We start from the raw sequence: 16,751 nt of genomic DNA, 5'->3' as shown, positions 1-16,751 counted from the left end.
CGTGGGCGCCGCCCGGCGCCCCTGCTGTTCAGCTTGGCCGCAGTTCGCCGCGCGCGCCAGCTCAGGTCTGCCGGCCCAGCGCGCGGAACTGCTCGGCCAGCAGTTGCAGGCGCTCGGCCAGGCTGGCGACGTGCTCGGCACTGTGGCGGCTGCGCCCGCTGGCGGCGACGCTGCTGGTGCCGGCCTGGCGGATGCCGTCGAGGTTGCGCTGGATGTCCTCGCCGACCGCGCTCTGCTCCTCCACGGCGGTGGCGATCTGCAGGTTCATGCCGCTGATCGCCTCGACCTGGCGGTTGATGCCGTGCAGCGCGTCGGCCGCCTGCATGGCATTGCTGACGCTGTCGCGAGCCTGCGCCTGGCTGCGCTGCATGGCCGCCACCGCCGCCGTGGTGCCCTGCTGCAGGCGCTCGATGAGGGCCTGGATCTGCGCGGTGGACTGCTGGGTGCGGGTGGCCAGGCCGCGTACCTCGTCGGCCACCACGGCGAAGCCGCGCCCAGCCTCGCCGGCGCGTGCCGCCTCGATGGCGGCATTGAGCGCCAGCAGGTTGGTCTGCTCGGCGATGCCGTGGATCACCTCGATCACCTGGTCGATCTCCTGGCTGTGCGCCTGCAGCTGGCCGATCACCCGGTTGCCCTGCTCCACCTCGGCGGCCAGCGCGGCGATCTGCCGGCGCGTCTGCTCGACCTGCTGCAGGCCGCTGTCGGTGGCCTGGTTGGCCTCGGCGGCGGCGCTGGCGCTGAGCTGGGCGTGGCGCGCCACCTCCTGCACGCTGGCGGCCAGCTGGTCGACGGCGCTGGCCACCTGCTCGGTCTCGGCCTGCTGCTGCAGGCTGGCGCCCTGGCTGCAGTCCACCGCCGCGGCCAGCTCGCCGGCGTCCTCGCTGAGCTGGCGCGCCGAGTCGGCGATGCGCCCGACCACCGCGCCGGCCTCGGCCTCCAGGCTGCGCAGGGCGAAGGCGATCTGCCCCAGGGCGTCGTTGCGCCCGCAGTACACCCACTGGCTCAGCGGGTTGTCGGCGATTCCGCGGGCCTGGCGCGCCAGCCTCGCCAGCGGGCGCAGCTGCCAGCCGAGCAGGGCTGCCAGCAGGCCGCCGCCGGCCGCGCCGCCGAGCAGCGCCGGCAGCCCGGGCAGCACACCGCCCAGGCCCAGGCCGAGCCCGGCCAGCAGCGGCAGGCCTGCGCCCAGCAGCATCAGCCGCGGCACCAGCTCCAGGCGCGGCCGGCGCAGCACTCGCGGGGTTTGCCCCGCGGCCAGCGCGGCGTACAGCGGCACGGCCCGCGCCACCAGCTCGGGGGCGGCGCGGCTGCGCACCGACTGGTACTCCACCACCGCGCCGCCGCGCACCACCGGGGTGGCGAAGGCGCTGACCCAGTAGTGGTCGCCGTTCTTGCAGCGGTTCTTCACCAGACCCATCCACGAGCGCCCGGCCTTGAGCGTGCGCCACAGGTCGGCGAAGGCCGCCGGCGGCATGTCCGGATGGCGCACCAGGTTGTGGTTGCGGCCGAGCAGCTCGGCCTCGTTGAAGCCGCTGATGGCGACGAAGTCCGGGTTGACGTAGGTCACCGCGCCCTTGAGGTCGGTGGTGGAGAGGATGTTGGCGCTGGCGGGCACCGCCACCTCGCGCTGGCTCACCGGCAGGTTGATCTTCATGCGCGGGTCTCCCGTTTGCTGTGTGGCTCGGCGCCCTCGGCGAGCAGGCACCAGAGGCCCTCGAAGCAGTCCTCGCCGCGGAACAGGCGCTCCAGCTCGGCGGCTGGGCGCGGCCGGCTGAACCAGTAGCCCTGGGCCAGCTGGCAGCCCTCGGCGCGCAGGATGTCGAGCTGCGCGGCCTGCTCCACGCCCTCTGCCACCACTTCCAGGCCCAGGCTGCGGCCGAGGCCGATGATGGCGCGGCCGATGGCCCAGGACTCGGCATCGCTGCCGCCGATGAAACTCTTGTCGACCTTGAGGATGTGCAGCGGGAAGCGCTTGAGGTAGCCCAGCGCCGAGTAGCCGGTGCCGAAGTCGTCCAGCGCCAGGCGCACGCCCAGGCTGCCCAGCTCGCGCAGGGCGATCAGGGTGGCGGTGCAGTCCTGCATCAGCTGGCTCTCGGTGATCTCCAGCACCAGGCTGGCCGGCGCCAGGCCACTGTCCATGAGGATGTCGGTGAGGCGGGCGACGAAGTCCTCCTGCTGCAGCTGGCGGCTGGACAGGTTGACCGCGCAGCGCAGCTGGCCCTGCCCGGCCAGCTGCCAGGCACGCACCTGGCGGCAGGCCTGGCGCAGCACCCAGTCGCCGACACGGAGGATCTCGCCGGATCCCTCCAGCGAGGCGATGAACTCCTGCGGCGCGATCAGCCGACCGGCATGCCGCCAGCGCAGCAGCGCCTCGACCCCGACCAGGCGTGGCTGGCCCTGGTCGAAGCGGCAGATCGGCTGGTAGTGCAGGACGAATTCGTCGTGCGCCAGGGCCTGGCCCAGTGCGCTCTCCAGTTCCAGCTGGCGCCGCGCGGCGGCCTGCAGCTCCTGGCTGTAGCGGGCGTACTGCGCCTTGCCGGCCTGCTTGGCGCGGTACAGCGCCAGGTCGGCGGCCTGCAGCGCCTGCTCGGCGGCGGTGTGCGCCGGCAGCGTGGCGATGCCGATGCTGGCGCTGACCACCAGGGTCTGCTCGCCCAGGTGCAGCGGCTGGTGCAGGGTGTCGAGCATGCGCTGGGCGACCTGCTCGGCATCGCCGCCGCAGGCCAGGTCGGTGAGCAGCACGACGAACTCGTCGCCGCCGAAGCGCGCCAGGTGATCGCCGGGGCGCAGGCACTGCTGCAGGCGCCGGCCGACTTCCACCAGCACGCGGTCGCCGGTCTGATGGCCGAGGCTGTCGTTGATCAGCTTGAAGCGGTCGAGGTCGACGAACAGCAGCGCGGCCTCGCGCGCACCGGGCTTGCCGAGCTGCTGCAGGGCCTGCTGCAGCAGCTCGTCCAGGCGCAGGCGGTTGGCCAGGCCGGTCAGCGGATCGTGGCGGGCGGCGTGGCGCAGCTGCTGTTCCACCGCCTTGCGCGCGCTGATGTCGCTCTGCGAGCCGGCCATGCGCCGCTGGCCTTCGTGGTCGCGCTCGGCGACGCCGCGGGCCAGCACCCAGAGATAGCCGCCATCCTGGCGGCGCAGGCGGTATTCGTGGTGCAGCTGCGCGGTGCTGCCGGCCAGGTGGGTGTCGATGGCCTGACGCAGGCCCGGCAGGTCGTCCGGGTGCACGCGCGAGAACCAGGCCGCGCTGCCCTCGCCGAGGCTGTCGCGGCTGAGGCCGAGCATGCCGGCCCAGCGCTCCGAGACGTACAGCCGGTCATGTTCCAGGTGCCAGTCCCACAGACCGTCGTGGGCGCCGCGCAGGGCGCGGGCAAAGCGCGCCTCGCTGTCTTCCAGGGCCTGACGCTGGGCGGCGCCGTAGGTGTCGATGGCCAGGGTCATGTCGAAGAACACCGCCTTGAGCAGGCTGGCGAACAGCGCCTGCTGCGGGTGGGCGGCGAACAGCGCGTGGCTCATCTGCTCCAGGTACAGGCGGTAGGCGGCCAGGTACCACTTGGGCTCGACCCCGGCGCGCTGGTGGATCAGGCCGACATGCAGGCGCCCGGTCAGGTAGTCGCGGTCGTAGGGGCCGTGCCACAGGCGCTGGTAGTAGTCGAGCTGGCGGTGCTTGAGGCGCGTCAGCACCTGTTCGGCGGCGAGCAGGCCGGCCGGCCCGGGGAAGGTCCCGAGGTGCTGGTAGAGGCGCTCGACGAACTGCCGGTGCGCCCCGTCCATGGCCGCCGCGGCCTGGTTCAGCCGCTCGCCATCGCGCGCCTGCCAGTCGAGCAGGCGGCAGCGCTCGTCGACTTCCTCGCGGTCCAGGCCGATGCGGCGCATCAGCTGGCGCAGTACTTGCGCTGAATCCATGACATTCCCTTTTTGCGTTGTTGTTTTTCTGCGGGCACAAAAAAAGCGCCGCACGGCGCATTCGGCTGAATGCGACGTCGCGGCGCTTCGTCTTGCAGGCCCGTTCGTCCTGCCCGGCAAAGCCGGTTCCCGCCTGTGGCGGAACCTCGATCTGTGCCGTTTCTACCTTATTCGGTGGGCGCTGACAATTCGACCAGCAGCTGCTCCAGGCGCCGGCGCAGCTGGCCCAGCTCGGGCGAGCGGAAGGCGTGGCGGGTACGTTCCAGGGTAGCGACGGCTTCCGCCAGGGCGGCCTGCACTTCGCCGGCGGGGCCCAGCGGGGCATCGTCCAGCCAACGGCACAGCGGTGCCTGGCTGCAGTGGCGGGGATCTTCGATCACCTCGCAGTCACCGAACAGGCGGCGCAGGTGCGTGGCCAGTTGCGGGTCGCTGCAGGCGATGCGCGCGGTCGGGCAGGGCATGGCGGTGGGCGATGTGGTCCAGGGAGCGCGCACCATAGCCGCTGCTGGCGAAGGGCCATTGATCGGGGTCAACGGCACGCCAATCAGCCGTCGCGCAGCACCTTGCGCTCGCTGTCGTCGGCGCCGAAGCCGCGTTCCAGCTTGAAGCGCAGGCTCAGGTCGGTGCGCGAGTCGGCGAACTTGAGCGCCTCGGCCAGGCCGATGCGCTTGCCCTCGACCAGGGCGAACAGGTGCTGGTCGAAGGTCTGCAGGCCCTGCTCGGCCGCGCGCGCGGTGGCCTCGCGCAGCTGCTCCAGTTCGTCGCGCTGGATCAGGTCGCGGATATAGGGTGTGCCGAGCATCAGCTCCACCGCCGCCACGCGCTTCTGCGCCAGGCCCGGCACCAGACGCTGGCCGACCACCGCCAGGAGGTTGTGCGCGAGGTCGGCCAGCACCTGCTTGCGCGCGCCGTCGGGGAAGAAGCGCACGATACGCTCGATGGCGTGGCTGCTGCTGGTGGCGTGCAGGGTGGCCAGGCACAGGTGGCCGGTCTCGGCGTAGTGCAGGGCGTGCTGCATGGTCGCGGCGTCGCGGATCTCGCCGAGCATGATCACGTCCGGCGCTTCGCGCAGCACGTGGCGCAGGGCCTCCTCGAAACTGTGGGTGTCGAGGCCGACCTCGCGCTGGTCGACGATGGACAGCTGGTGGCTGTGGAGGAACTCGATGGGGTCCTCGATGCACAGGATATGGCCGCCCTTGTGGCGGTTGCGGAAGTCGATCATCGCCGCCAGCGTGGTCGACTTGCCGGAGCCGGCGGCGCCGACCACCAGGATCAGGCCGCGGTCCTGCATGGCCAGTTTTTCCAGCATCTTCGGCAGGCCGAGGTGCTCGAAGTCGGGAATCTCGCTCTTGATCAGGCGAATCACCATGGCCACTTCGCCGCGCTGGTAGTACAGGTTGGCGCGAAAGCGCCCCTGATTGCTCATGCTCACTGCCAGGTCCAGCTCCAGGTCGCGCTCGAACTCGGCGATCTGCTTCTGGCTGAGCAGCTGGTAGGCCATCTGCTTGACCTCGCCGGGGCCCAGCACGCGTTCGTCGAGGGCCTGGCTGTGCCCTTCGACCTTGGCGTGGGCCGGCGCGCCGACGCTGAGGAACAGGTCGGAGGCCTGCAGCTCGCGCATGCGCTGCAGGTAGTCGAAGACATCCAGGCTGGGCTCGGACATGGGCGGGCTCCGCATCGGTTGGCCGGGCAAGGATAGCCCCGGCTGCCCCGGCTCCGCGACCCTGCTACCCTAGCGGCCATTGTCCGGAAGCCCGCCCATGCTCAGCCTGTACCACGCCCCCGACCTGGAAACCCTCGGCGCCCTCGCCTGCCGCCTGCTCGCCCAGCCGCAGGCCGATGTGCTGGCGCCGGCGCGGGTGGTGGTGCCGAGCCAGGGCATCGGTCGCTGGCTGACCCTGCAGCTGGCGCGCGAGCAGGGCATCGCCATGCACCTGGAGGTGCAGCTGCCGTCCAGCTTCGTCTGGGCCCTGGCGCGCCAGGTGCTCGGCGCCTTGCCGGAGCAGTCGGCGTTCAACCCGCAGGCGATGACCTGGCGCCTCTACGACTGGCTGTGCGAGCCGGCCAACCTGGCCCGCGCCGAGCGCCTCGAGCGTTATCTGCAAGGCGCTGACGAGCGCCGCCGCCTGGCCCTGGCGGCGAAGATCGCCGACGTGTTCGACCAGTACCTGCTCTATCGCGACGATTGGCTGGCCGCCTGGGAGCACGGCGAGCTGTGCGACCTGGGCCCGGACGAGGCCTGGCAGGCGCTGCTCTGGGCCGAGCTGACCAAGGACGGCCACCCGCACCGCGCGCGCCTGCTCGGCGAACTGCTGGCGCGGTTGCATGGCGATGCGCCCATCGAGGGCCTGCCCGAGCGCCTGCTGGTGTTCGGCATCAGCTCGCTGCCACCGCACCACCTGCGTGTGCTGGAAGGGCTGGCGCGGCACACCGACGTGGTGATCTGTGCCCTCAACCCCTGCCGCGAGGCCTGGGGCGAGATCCGCGATGTGCGCGAGCTGGCCCACTCCGAGGTCAGCCCCGACGATTGGTACCTCGACGTCGGCCACCCGCTGCTGGCCAGCCTGGGCAAGCAGGGCCGCGACTTCTTCGACAGCCTGCTCGGGCAGATCGCCGAGGAGCACGGCATCTACCCGCAGGACGCCGAGCTGGCTGACGACAGCCTGCTGCATGCGCTGCAGAACGACATCCTGCGCCTGCGCACCCGCACCCCCGATGAGCGCCTGGTGCTGCGCGCCGACGACCGCTCGCTGGAGCTGCACATCGCCCACTCGCCGCTGCGCGAAGTGGAAATCCTGCATGACCAGCTGCTGGCACGCTTTGCCGCCGACCCGCGCCTGAGCCCGGACCAGGTGGTGGTGCTGACCCCGGACATCGAGCGCTATGCGCCCTTCATCGAGGCCGTCTTCGCTCGCCGCGAAGGCGCCCCCTACGTGCCCTACAGCCTGGCCGACCGCAGCCTGCGCGCCGAGACGCCGCTGATCGAGGCCTTCCTCGGCCTGCTCAGCCTGCCGGAAAGCCGCTTCGCCGCCGAGGAAATTCTTGCCTGGCTGGAACAGCCGGCCATCGCCCGCCGCGCTGGCATCGAGCCCGAGGACCTGCCGCTGCTGCGCGACTGGCTGCGCCAGGCCGGTGTGCGCTGGGGCCGCGACGGCCAGCACCGCGCCGCGCTCGACCTGCCGGCCGACGATGCCTTCACCTGGCGCCAGGGCCTGGATCGCCTGCTGCTGGGCTTTGCCGCACCGCCACAGCTGGCCGGCGACGGCCTGCCGCTGCTGGGTGACAGCTGGCCGCTGGATGCCCTGGAAGGCGCGCGCGCGCAGTTGCTCGGGCGCCTGTGTGCCTTTGTCGAGCTGCTCGCCGGCCTGGCCGAGCGCCTGCAGCGCGCCCGCCCGCTGGCCGACTGGGCGCTGGACCTGCAGGGCCTGGTCGATGCGCTGTTCGACGAGCGCGAGGCGGGAGATACCTTATTGCTGCTTAGCCAGGCCTGCGCGGCGCTGGGCCGCCAGGCCACGGACGCCGGCATCGTCCGCCCGGTGGAACTGGCGCTGGTGCGTCAGCAGCTCGGCGCGGCGCTGGAGAGCGGCAGCGGCGCTTCGGGCTTCCTCACCGGCGCGGTGACCTTCTGCACCATGGTGCCGATGCGCAGCCTGCCGTTCCGCCTGGTCTGCCTGCTCGGCCTGGACGATGGCGCCCTGCCCCGGCGTACCCCGGCCGCCGGCTTCGACCTGATCGCCAAGCGCCCACGCCGTGGCGACCGCGCGCGGCGTCTGGACGACCGCTACCTGTTCCTCGAGACGCTGCTTAGCGCCCGCGATGGTTTGTATTTGAGCTATGTCGGCCGCGACCCGCGCGACAACGCCGAGCTGCCGCCCTCGGTGCTGGTCAGCGAGCTGCTGGAGGCGGTTGATCTGACCGCGACTGAGGGTGAGTACAAGGCCAGCGCCCGCATCACCGTCGAACACCCGCTGCAGCCTTTCGCCCCCGGCAATTTCGAGCGCAGCGGCCCGCGCCAGGGCTTCGCCGGCGCCTGGTTCCGCGCCGCCCAGCGTCTGGCCGAAGCCCCGGCCGAGGCTCCGGCCTTTATCCAGCGCCTGCCGGAGGCTAATGACGATTGGCTGACCCTCGAGCCCAGCCAGCTGCTCTATTGCTTCAAGCACCCGGCGCGCTTCCTCCTCGAACAACGCCTGGGCCTGCGCCTGGCCGATGCCGAGGAAGGCATCGCCGCCGACGAACCGTTCAGCCTGGAGCGCTCGGCCTACCTCGGCCTGCGCCAGCTGGCGCTGCAGGCGGTGGAGCGCGGCTGGAGCGAGGAACAGGAGCGCCGCGTGGCCCGCGCCGCCGGCTGGCTGCCGCCCGGCGAGCTGGGCCATGCCCTGTGGGGCAAGCAGCGCGGCCCGGTGCGTGCCTTCGCCCCACGGCTGTTCGAGGCGCGTCCGGAAGAGAGCCCCGAGCCGCTGCTGGTGGATATCCAGCTGGCCGGCGTGCGCCTGCACGGCTGGCTGGATGGGGTGACCTCCAGCGGCCTGTTCGACTGGCGCCTGCGCGCGCCGGACTCGCGCGACCTGCCCGGCTTCTGGCTGCGCCACCTGCTGCTCAACATCGCCGCCACTCCGGACATCGCCCGCGAGAGCCTGCTGGTTTCGCCGGCCGGCGACTGGCAGCTCGGCCCGCTGGACAACCCCGCAGCACTGCTCGAACCCTGGCTGGCCGCCTACCGCGAGGCACTGTGCGAGCCGCTGCCGTTCATCACCCGCAGCAGCTACGACTTCGCCAAGGCGCTGGTCACGCCCAGCGCCAAGAGCCGCAAGGAACCCATCGCCGCCGCCCGCGACAAGGCCCAGGCCGCCTGGCTCGGCGCCGAGTTCAGCCCGCTGGCCGGCGAAGTCTTCGACCCCTGGTATGCCCTGGCCTTCCGAGAGCGCGAGCCGCTTGGCGAACGCTTCGAGCAGCTGGCCGAGCAGTTGCTGGGCCCGGCGCTGCAGGCCCTGGCTGGCGGCGAGGAGGACGGCGAATGAACGACCTCAATCTGCACGACTCGCCGTTCAATGGCCGCTCGCTGATCGAGGCCAGCGCCGGCACCGGCAAGACCTGGACCCTGACCGCGCTGTACGCACGCCTGCTGCTGGAGCGCGAGCTGTCGGTCGGGCAGATCCTGGTAGTCACCTACACCACCGCCGCCACTGCCGAATTGAGGGAACGTATCCGCGCCCGTCTGGCCGAGTTGCTGGCGCTCTACGAGGGCGGCAGCAGCACCGATGCCTTCCTCGTCGAGCTGCACCGCCGCCATCCCGGCGAAGCGGCACGGCGGCGCCTGCTGCTGGCCGTGCACGGCTTCGACGAGGCGGCCATTTTCACCATTCACGGCTTCTGCCAGCGCGCCCTGCAGGACTCTGCCTTCGAGGCCGGCGGCGACTTCGATGCCGAGCTGACCCAGGACGACCGCGAGGTGCTCGACGCCCTGCTCGGCGACGCCTGGCGCCATGTGCTGGCCGGCGCCGACCCGGCCTGGGCGCGCTACCTGGCCAAGCAGAAAGTCACCCCCGCGACCCTGCGCCAGGCCCTGCGCAGCCACCTGGGCAAACCCTACCTGCGCGTCGAGCCGCGCGAGCGCGTGGGCGAGGCCGAGCTGCAGGCTGCCAGCGCCGCCTGGCAGGAAGCCGCCGAGCTGTGGCGGGCCGAGGGTTATGCCTGGGTCGAGGTGCTGCGCGAGCACGGCGGCCTCAGTCAGAGCACGCACAAGGCGGCCAAGCTGCCGCTGTGGTCGGCCGAGCTGGACGCCTATTTCGCCGACCCGGCGGCGCTGTTCGAGGCGCCGGACGGCCTGACCAAGCTGGGCGCCGCCGCCCTGCTCAAGGCCACCAAGAAGAACTTCGAGGCACCGCACAGCGCTGTCGCCGAGGCTCTGGATGCTCTCGGCGCGGCGCTGGAATGCGCCCTGCCGGCCGGCCGGCAGAAGCTGATCGCCCTGCAGGTCGAACTGCTCGACCGCCTCAACGTTGAGCTGCCGCAGCGCAAGGCGGCGCAGCGCCTGCTGGCTTTCGACGACCTGCTCAACAACCTCGACCAGGCCCTGCACAGCGCGGCTGGCGACGACCTGGCCGCGCGCCTGCGCGAGCAGTACCCGCTGGCGCTGATCGACGAGTTCCAGGACACCGACCCGATCCAGTACGCCATCTTCGACCGGGTCTACCGCGACGGTGGAGACCTTTGCTTTGTCGGCGACCCCAAGCAGGCCATCTATGCCTTCCGCGGTGCCGACCTGGCCACCTACCTGCAGGCCCGCGACGACGCCGAGCGGCAGTACGACCTGCCCTTCAACTACCGCTCCACGCCCGCGCTGATCAAGGCGCTGAACCAGCTGTTCGCCCGCCCGCAGCCGTTCGCCGAGGATGGGCTGAGCTACCCGCCGGTCAGCGCCGGCCAGAAGGCGCGCGCCACGCTGGTGCTGCCCGAGCAGGACTGCGGCGCGCCGCTGGGCCTGGTCTGGCTCGGTGATGAGGGCCTGAACAAGGCCCATGCCGGCGAGCTGGCGGCGTTGGATACGGCGCGCAGGATCGCTTCGCTGCTCGCCGCCAGCGCCCAGGGCAAGGCCTACTTCGAAGACGATGGCGGCAGAAAGCCGCTGAAAGGTGGCGATATCGCCGTGCTGGTCAGCAACCACCGCGAGGCCGCCAGCGTTGCCGCCGAGCTGGCCGCGCGCGGCGTGCCCAGTGTGCGCCGTGGCCGTGACAGCGTGTGGCACAGCGAAGAGGCCGCCGAGCTGGCGGCGGTGCTGGCGGCCTATGCCGAGCCGGGCCGCGAGGGCGTGCTGCGCTATGCCCTGGCCACCCGCCTGCTGGGGCGCGACGCGGCGCAGATCGCCCGCTGCCAGGAGGTCGAGCAGGAATGGGACCGCGAACGCGCCGCTGCCGAGCAGTACCACCAGCTGTGGCAGCAGCAGGGCTTCATGCGCGTGTTCAGGGCCTGGCTGGACCAGGAGCGGGTGGCCGAGCGCCTGCTGGCCGGCATCGACGGCGAGCGGCGGCTGACCAACCTGCTGCACCTGGGCGAGCTGCTGCAGGCCGAGAGCCTGCAACGCCCGGGGCTGGAGCCGCTGCTGGCCTGGTTCGCCGCCCAGCGCGGTAGCGAGGGCGCTGGCGAGGACGCCTTGCTGCGCCTGGAAAGCGATGCCGAGCGGGTGCAGATCGTCACCATCCACACCTCCAAGGGCCTGGAATACCCGCTGGTGTTCTGCCCCTTCCTGTGGGACGGCCGCCTGCTCGGCCAGCATACCGACAGCGCGCGCTGCCACGACGAGGATGGCCAGCCGCTGCTCGACCTGGGTAGCGCACGCCTGGACCAGCGCCTGCAGGCGGCGCGGCGCGAAAGCTTCGCCGAAAAGCTGCGCCTGACCTATGTGGCTCTCACGCGAGCTGAGCATCGCCTATGGCTGCACTGGTGCCCGGCCGCCCTGCCCAAGCCGAAGAAGGACGGTTCGCTGCCCGACGAGGGCCTGCACAGCAGCGCCCTGGCCTGGCTGCTGCACGGCCGCGAGCTGCCCGGCGAGGATGCCCTGGGCGAGCTGGCCACTTATCTGGCGGGCCAGGAAGGCCCGGCCCTGGCTGGCGAACTGGACGAGCTGGCCGGCAGCAGCGCCGGCCAGATCGCCCGCCTCGCCCCGCTCACCGAGGAAGCCCAGGCCGCCGGCACGGGCCGCGCCGAGTCGCCCCAGGCCCAGCAGCTGTTCGAGCGCAGCCTGCATAGCGCCTGGCGCATCGGCAGCTTCTCGGGGCTGGCCGCCGGCCTGCACATGGAGGCGCCGGACCGCGATGCCCTGGCCCTGGTCGATGCCAGCGAGCCGGGCGCCGGCTTCTTCGCCTTCCCGCGTGGCGCCCGCGCCGGTACCTGCCTACACGCCATCCTCGAAGACTGGATGCGCGGCAAGGGCAGCCTGGAGCAGCTGGTGCCGCTCGCCCTGCAGGAGCATGGCATCGACGCCGAGCTGTGGGGCGCGATCGCCATCGCCCAGCTGCAGGCGGTGCTGGACACCGACCTGGATGGCCAGGGCCTGCGTCTGTCGGCGCTGCAGGCCAATCGGCGGCTGCCCGAGCTGGGCTTCACCTTCCCGGTCGAACGGCTCGATGTAGAGCGTCTGCGTGCGCTGCTGGCCGATCCGGTCTTTGGCTTGCCCGAACCCATGCGCCAGGCCGCCGAGCGCCTGCAGTTCGACGAGCTGAAGGGCTACCTGAAAGGCTTTATCGACCTGACCTTCGAGCACGCCGGGCGCTGGTACATCCTCGACTACAAGTCCAACTGGCTCGGCCCGACCGCCGCCCACTACGGCGCCGAGCGGCTGGAGCAGGCCATCGCCGCCGAGCACTACCACCTGCAGTACCTGATCTACCTGGTGGCGCTGCGCCGTTTCCTGCGCACGCGCCTAGCCGATTTCAGCGACGCGCAGCTGGGCGGCGCCTGGTACCTGTTCCTGCGCGGCATGCCGACGGCCGGGGTGTACTTCGCCCGGCCCAGCGATGCGCTGCTGGATGCGCTGGATAAACTGTTCACGGAGGGGAAGTGATGCGCTCAGGCAGTAGCCCGGATGTAATCCGGGGGCGGGCCTTCCCGGATTGCATCCGGGCTACGTCTGCCATGGAGACGTCGAGCGAGTACCCCCACGCGCCCTGGCTGAGGGAGTCTGCCCGATGAGCCTAGGCAAGCTGCCCCTCGGCCCGCTGGAACGCGCCCTGCTGGCGAGCCTGCAGCGCCTGGAGCCGCAGGCCGAGCCCGCCGTACTGGCCTGCGCCGCCCTGTGCAGCGAGGCCCTGGCCGCGGGTGACGTGTGCCTGCCGCTGGCGCGGGTGGCCGGTCGCCGGCCCTGGGCGGAATTCGACTTCGCCCTGCCGCCGCTGGCCGAGTTGTGTACCCTGCTTTCAGGCTCCGCGCTGGTCGGCGCACCCGGCCGCTTTGCCCCGCTGATCCTCGACGGCGAGCGGCTGTACCTGGCGCGCTACCAGGCCTACGAGCAGCGCCTGGCCGAGCGTCTGCTGGCGCTGTCCGCCGAGCGCCCGGCAGTGGACGAGGTGCTGCTGAGCGAGAGCCTGGCGCGCCTGTTCGCCTTCAACCGGCAGCAGCCGGACTGGCAGCGCCTGGCTGCCGCGCAGGCGGTACGTCGGCGCCTGGCAGTGATCTCCGGTGGCCCCGGCACCGGCAAGACCACCACCGTGGTGCGCCTGCTGGCCGCACTCTTGGAGCAGCCTGGTGGCGAGCGCCTGGCCATCGGCCTGGCTGCACCGACCGGCAAGGCGGCGGCACGCATGGCCGAGGCCATCCGCAACGCCAAGGCTGATCTGCCGCTGGCCGATCACCTCAAGGCGCTGCTGCCGGAGGAGGCGCGCACCCTGCACCGCCTGCTCGGCAGCCGCGGCGACAGCCCGGCCGTGCGCCACGACGCGGCGCGGCCGCTGGCGCTGGACGTGCTGGTGGTGGATGAGGCGTCGATGGTCGACCTGGCGCTGATGGCCAAGCTGGTCGACGCCCTGCCGCCGCAGGCGCGGCTGATCCTGCTCGGCGACAAGGACCAGCTGGCCGCCGTGGAGGCCGGCGCGGTGTTCGCCGAGCTGTGCGAAGGGCGCGGCTTCGACGCCGCGGCCGCCGCCGAGCTGCAGCGCATCACCGGGCAGACCGTACCGGTCGAGACGCCGCGCTCGGCTCTGGGCGACGCCGTGGTGCTGCTCACCCACAGCCACCGCTTCGCCGGCGACAGCGGCATCGGCGAGCTGGCGCGCAGGATCAACGGTGGCGATGCCGCCGGCACCCTCAACCTGCTGCGTGAAGGTCGCGCCGACCTGGCCTGGCAGGCCGAACCCAGCCAGGCCGCGCTGCTGGAGCGTCTGGAACAGGGCTATGCGCCCTACCTCAAGGCCGCGCGCCAGGGCGATCCGGCCGCAGCCTTCGCCGCTTTCAATGCCTTCCGCGCGCTGACCGCGCAGCGCGAAGGTCCCTGGGGCGTCGGCGGCCTCAATGAAGCGCTGGAGGCACGGATCAAGCGCCGCTACTCGCTGGCCGAGCGTGAACGCTGGTACCCCGGCCGCGCAGTGATGGTGCGGCAGAACGACTACGCGCTGGGCCTGTTCAACGGCGATATCGGCCTGTGCCTGGCCGGCGAGCATGGCCTGCGCGTCTATTTCGAGGGTGATGAGGGCTTCCGCGCCTTCGCCCCGGCGCGCCTGCCCAGCCACGACAGTGCCTTCGCCATGACCGTACACAAGAGCCAGGGCTCGGAGTTCAGCGAAGTGCTGCTGGCCCTGCCGGAAAGCCCCAGCCCGCTGCTGACCCGCGCGCTGTTCTACACCGGCATTACCCGTGCCAAGCACAAGGTGGAGATCTGGGGCCTGCCGGCGCGCCTGGCCGAGGCGGTGAATACCAGGGCCGAGCGAGCGGCGGGGCTGGCGCAGCGGCTGGGGGTGACTCCACTCGAGCCACCGGCGGCTGCAGCATCGAGCGAGGCGTCCACAGGCCAGCTCGACCTGTTCTGAGCGGCCATGAAAAACGGGGCCATTCGGCCCCGTTCTGCTTGCTGCGCGGCGGCTTACTGCCCCGGAATGTCCTTGCGCAGCTTGACCGGCTCTTCCTTGCGCCCGCGGGCGATGCGCATGCGGATGTTCAGCGCCTCGACGGCCAGGGAGAAGGCCATGGCGAAGTAGACGTAGCCCTTCGGCACGTGGACTTCGAAGCTCTCGGCGATCAGCACTGTGCCGACCACCACCAGGAAGGCCAGGGCCAGCATCTTCAGCGACGGGTGCTTGTCGATGAAGTCGCTGATGGTGCCGGCGGCCAGCATCATCACCAGCACGGCGACGATGATCGCGGCGACCATCACCGGCACGTGGGAGACCATGCCGACGGCGGTGATCACCGAGTCCAGGCTGAACACGATGTCGATGATGGCGATCTGGATGATGGTGCCGATGAAGTTGCGCGCGGCGGTGCCGCCCGGGGTCTGCTCGGTCTCATCCTCGCCTTCCAGGCTGTGGAACATCTCGGTGCTGCTCTTCCACAGCAGGAACAGGCCGCCGAAGAACAGGATCAGGTCGCGCCCGGAGATGCCCTGGCCGAACAGGTGGAACAGGTTGTTGGTCAGCTGCATGATCCAGGTGATCGACAGCAGCAGGGCGATGCGGGTGACCATCGCCAGGGCCAGGCCGAAGAAGCGGGTGCGCGCCTGCAGGTGCGGCGGCATGCGCCCGACCAGGATGGCGATCATGATGATGTTGTCGATGCCGAGGACGATCTCCAGGGCGGTCAGGGTCAGAAAGGCAACCCAGATTTCAGGGTTGGTCAGCCATTCCATAGTGGTTCCTTGCGTGTCGATGGGTTCGGTTCGGCGGGTGCCGGCGATGGCGCGCGATTCTAGCCGGCTTTGCGGGAAAATGCCGTTACTTGCCGGGGTCATCCGCCGAACAGCGGGAACACGCCGAGCAGCAGTGCCGCCAGCAGGATGGCCAGGCAGATCAGCACCGCCCACTTGAGGGTGAAGCGCTGGTGATCGCCGAACTCGACCTTGGCCAAACCCACCAGCAGGTAGGTGGAGGGCACCAGCGGGCTGAGCAGGTGCACCGGCTGGCCGACGATCGAGGCGCGGGCCATTTCCACCGGGCTGATGCCGTAATGGCTGGCCGCTTCGGCAAGAACCGGCAACACGCCGTAATAAAATGCATCGTTGGACATGAAGAAGGTGAAGGGCAGGCTGGCCAGCGCGGTGATCACCGCCAGGTGCGGGCCCAGCTCTTCCGGAATGATCGCCAGCAGGCTCCTGGACATGGCCTCGACCATGCCGGTGCCGGACAGGATGCCGGTGAAGATGCCGGCGGCGAAGATCAGCCCGACCACCGCCAGGACGTTGCCGGCGTGCGCGGCGATGCGTTCCTTCTGCTGCTGCAGGCAGGGGTAGTTGATGATCATGGCGATGCTGAAGGCGATCATGAACAGCACCGGCAGCGGCAGCAGGCCGCCGATCAGCGCCGCCATCAGGGCGGCGGTCAGCACGCCATTGACCCACAGCAGCTTGGGCCTGCGCGCCTCCGGGTATTGCGAGACGCTGATCTCGGCATGGGCGAGCTGGTCGTCCGGCAGCTGCAGCACGCCGAGGCGGGCGCGCTCGCGCTTGCCGTAGGCCCAGGCGATGCCGAACAGCGCCAGGCAGCCGACGGCCATGGCCGGGATCATCGGCACGAAGATGTCCGACGGGTCGACGTGCAGGGCACTGGCGGCGCGCGCGGTGGGGCCGCCCCAGGGGGTCATGTTCATGATCCCGCCGGCGAGGATGATCAGCCCGGCCATGATCAGCGGGCTCATGCCCAGGCGGCTGTACAGCGGCAGCATGGCGGCGACGCAGATCATGTAGGTGGTGGCGCCGTCGCCATCGAGGGAAACGATCAGCGCCAGCGCCGCGGTACCCATGGACACCTTCAGCGGGTCGCCCTTGACCAGGCGCAGGATGGCGCGCACGGCCGGGTCGAATAGGCCGGAGTCGATCATCAGGGCGAAGTAGAGGATGGCGAACATCAGCATCACCCCGGTCGGGGCGAGCTTGCCGATGCCCTCGAGCATCATCGGCCCGATGCCGGCGGCGAAGCCGCCGAGCAGGGCGAAGGCGATGGGCACGAGGATCAGGGCGATCAGGGCGGACAGGCGCTTGCTCATGATCAGGTACATGAAGGTCATGACCATGGCGAAGCCGAGGAAGGTCAGCATCAGGCAGTCTCCGGACGGGCATGGCCGGCGCTGGCGCGGCGAGCGCGGGGCCCATCTTGTTGTTGTCGGAACGCCGGTCCGGGGCCGGCGGCCGTCGGATGCTAGGGGCTCAA

9 protein-coding genes are annotated in these 16,751 nt (G+C 71.0%); 3 read left to right on the top strand and 6 right to left on the bottom strand.

Annotated features, from left to right (window positions below; all coding sequences use genetic code 11):
- Positions 1 to 61 precede the first annotated feature (61 nt).
- The 4 genes from DMO17_RS01310 to DMO17_RS01295 all read right to left on the bottom strand — a co-directional run bounded on the left by DMO17_RS01310 (position 62) and on the right by DMO17_RS01295 (position 5,566).
- Positions 62 to 1,651, bottom strand: coding sequence for a methyl-accepting chemotaxis protein (locus DMO17_RS01310; RefSeq protein ID WP_110680506.1), 1,590 nt, complete (start codon positions 1,649 to 1,651; stop codon positions 62 to 64).
- Positions 1,648 to 3,903: a putative bifunctional diguanylate cyclase/phosphodiesterase gene (locus tag DMO17_RS01305; protein WP_110680505.1), complete on the bottom strand. Its 2,256-nt coding sequence runs from the start codon at positions 3,901 to 3,903 to the stop codon at positions 1,648 to 1,650. The genes DMO17_RS01310 and DMO17_RS01305 overlap by 4 nt, the downstream gene beginning before the upstream one ends.
- Before the next feature lie 167 nt (positions 3,904 to 4,070).
- Entirely contained in the window at positions 4,071 to 4,400 is a 330-nt protein-coding gene (locus tag DMO17_RS01300) for a hypothetical protein (protein ID WP_258371060.1), read from the bottom strand.
- Positions 4,401 to 4,447: 47 nt separating this feature from the next.
- Positions 4,448 to 5,566: a PilT/PilU family type 4a pilus ATPase gene (locus DMO17_RS01295; RefSeq protein ID WP_110680504.1), complete on the bottom strand. Its 1,119-nt coding sequence runs from the start codon at positions 5,564 to 5,566 to the stop codon at positions 4,448 to 4,450.
- A gap of 97 nt (positions 5,567 to 5,663) precedes the next feature.
- On the opposite strand from DMO17_RS01295, the gene recC reads away from it, so the two are divergent.
- From recC to recD, 3 genes are all read left to right on the top strand, one after another.
- Positions 5,664 to 8,921, top strand: coding sequence for an exodeoxyribonuclease V subunit gamma (gene recC, locus DMO17_RS01290; protein WP_110680503.1), 3,258 nt, complete (start codon positions 5,664 to 5,666; stop codon positions 8,919 to 8,921).
- Positions 8,918 to 12,463, top strand: coding sequence for an exodeoxyribonuclease V subunit beta (recB, locus tag DMO17_RS01285; RefSeq protein WP_110680502.1), 3,546 nt, complete (start codon positions 8,918 to 8,920; stop codon positions 12,461 to 12,463). Before recC ends, recB begins: the two co-directional genes overlap by 4 nt.
- A 124-nt stretch (positions 12,464 to 12,587) precedes the next feature.
- Positions 12,588 to 14,420 (top strand): exodeoxyribonuclease V subunit alpha, encoded by a 1,833-nt coding sequence (gene recD, locus DMO17_RS01280; RefSeq protein ID WP_110680501.1) that lies wholly within the window; start codon positions 12,588 to 12,590, stop codon positions 14,418 to 14,420.
- A gap of 53 nt (positions 14,421 to 14,473) precedes the next feature.
- Here the strand turns inward: recD and DMO17_RS01275 are convergent, their stop codons facing one another.
- A complete protein-coding gene (locus DMO17_RS01275; RefSeq protein ID WP_110680500.1) occupies positions 14,474 to 15,235 on the bottom strand; it encodes a TerC family protein in 762 nt (253 codons plus the stop codon).
- Between the two features lie 98 nt (positions 15,236 to 15,333).
- Entirely contained in the window at positions 15,334 to 16,638 is a 1,305-nt protein-coding gene (locus DMO17_RS01270; protein WP_110680499.1) for a CitMHS family transporter, read from the bottom strand.
- Between the last annotated feature and the right edge of the window lie 113 nt (positions 16,639 to 16,751).

Origin of the sequence: Aquipseudomonas alcaligenes (assembly GCF_003205495.1) — a bacterium.
GTDB classification, from domain to species: domain Bacteria; phylum Pseudomonadota; class Gammaproteobacteria; order Pseudomonadales; family Pseudomonadaceae; genus Aquipseudomonas; species Aquipseudomonas alcaligenes_B.
Note: the sequence above shows the minus strand (reverse complement) of the source record. Positions and strands in the feature narration are given on the sequence as shown.

What these genes read in the sequence shown, in the direction of transcription:
- DMO17_RS01310 (WP_110680506.1), bottom strand. Translation starts at nt 1,651, where the DNA reads ATGAAGATCAACCTGCCGGTGAGCCAGCGCGAGGTGGCGGTGCCCGCC.
- DMO17_RS01305 (WP_110680505.1), bottom strand. Translation starts at nt 3,903, where the DNA reads ATGGATTCAGCGCAAGTACTGCGCCAGCTGATGCGCCGCATCGGCCTG.
- DMO17_RS01300 (WP_258371060.1), bottom strand. Translation starts at nt 4,400, where the DNA reads ATGGTGCGCGCTCCCTGGACCACATCGCCCACCGCCATGCCCTGCCCG.
- DMO17_RS01295 (WP_110680504.1), bottom strand. Translation starts at nt 5,566, where the DNA reads ATGTCCGAGCCCAGCCTGGATGTCTTCGACTACCTGCAGCGCATGCGC.
- recC (WP_110680503.1), top strand. Translation starts at nt 5,664, where the DNA reads ATGCTCAGCCTGTACCACGCCCCCGACCTGGAAACCCTCGGCGCCCTC.
- recB (WP_110680502.1), top strand. Translation starts at nt 8,918, where the DNA reads ATGAACGACCTCAATCTGCACGACTCGCCGTTCAATGGCCGCTCGCTG.
- recD (WP_110680501.1), top strand. Translation starts at nt 12,588, where the DNA reads ATGAGCCTAGGCAAGCTGCCCCTCGGCCCGCTGGAACGCGCCCTGCTG.
- DMO17_RS01275 (WP_110680500.1), bottom strand. Translation starts at nt 15,235, where the DNA reads ATGGAATGGCTGACCAACCCTGAAATCTGGGTTGCCTTTCTGACCCTG.
- DMO17_RS01270 (WP_110680499.1), bottom strand. Translation starts at nt 16,638, where the DNA reads ATGCTGACCTTCCTCGGCTTCGCCATGGTCATGACCTTCATGTACCTG.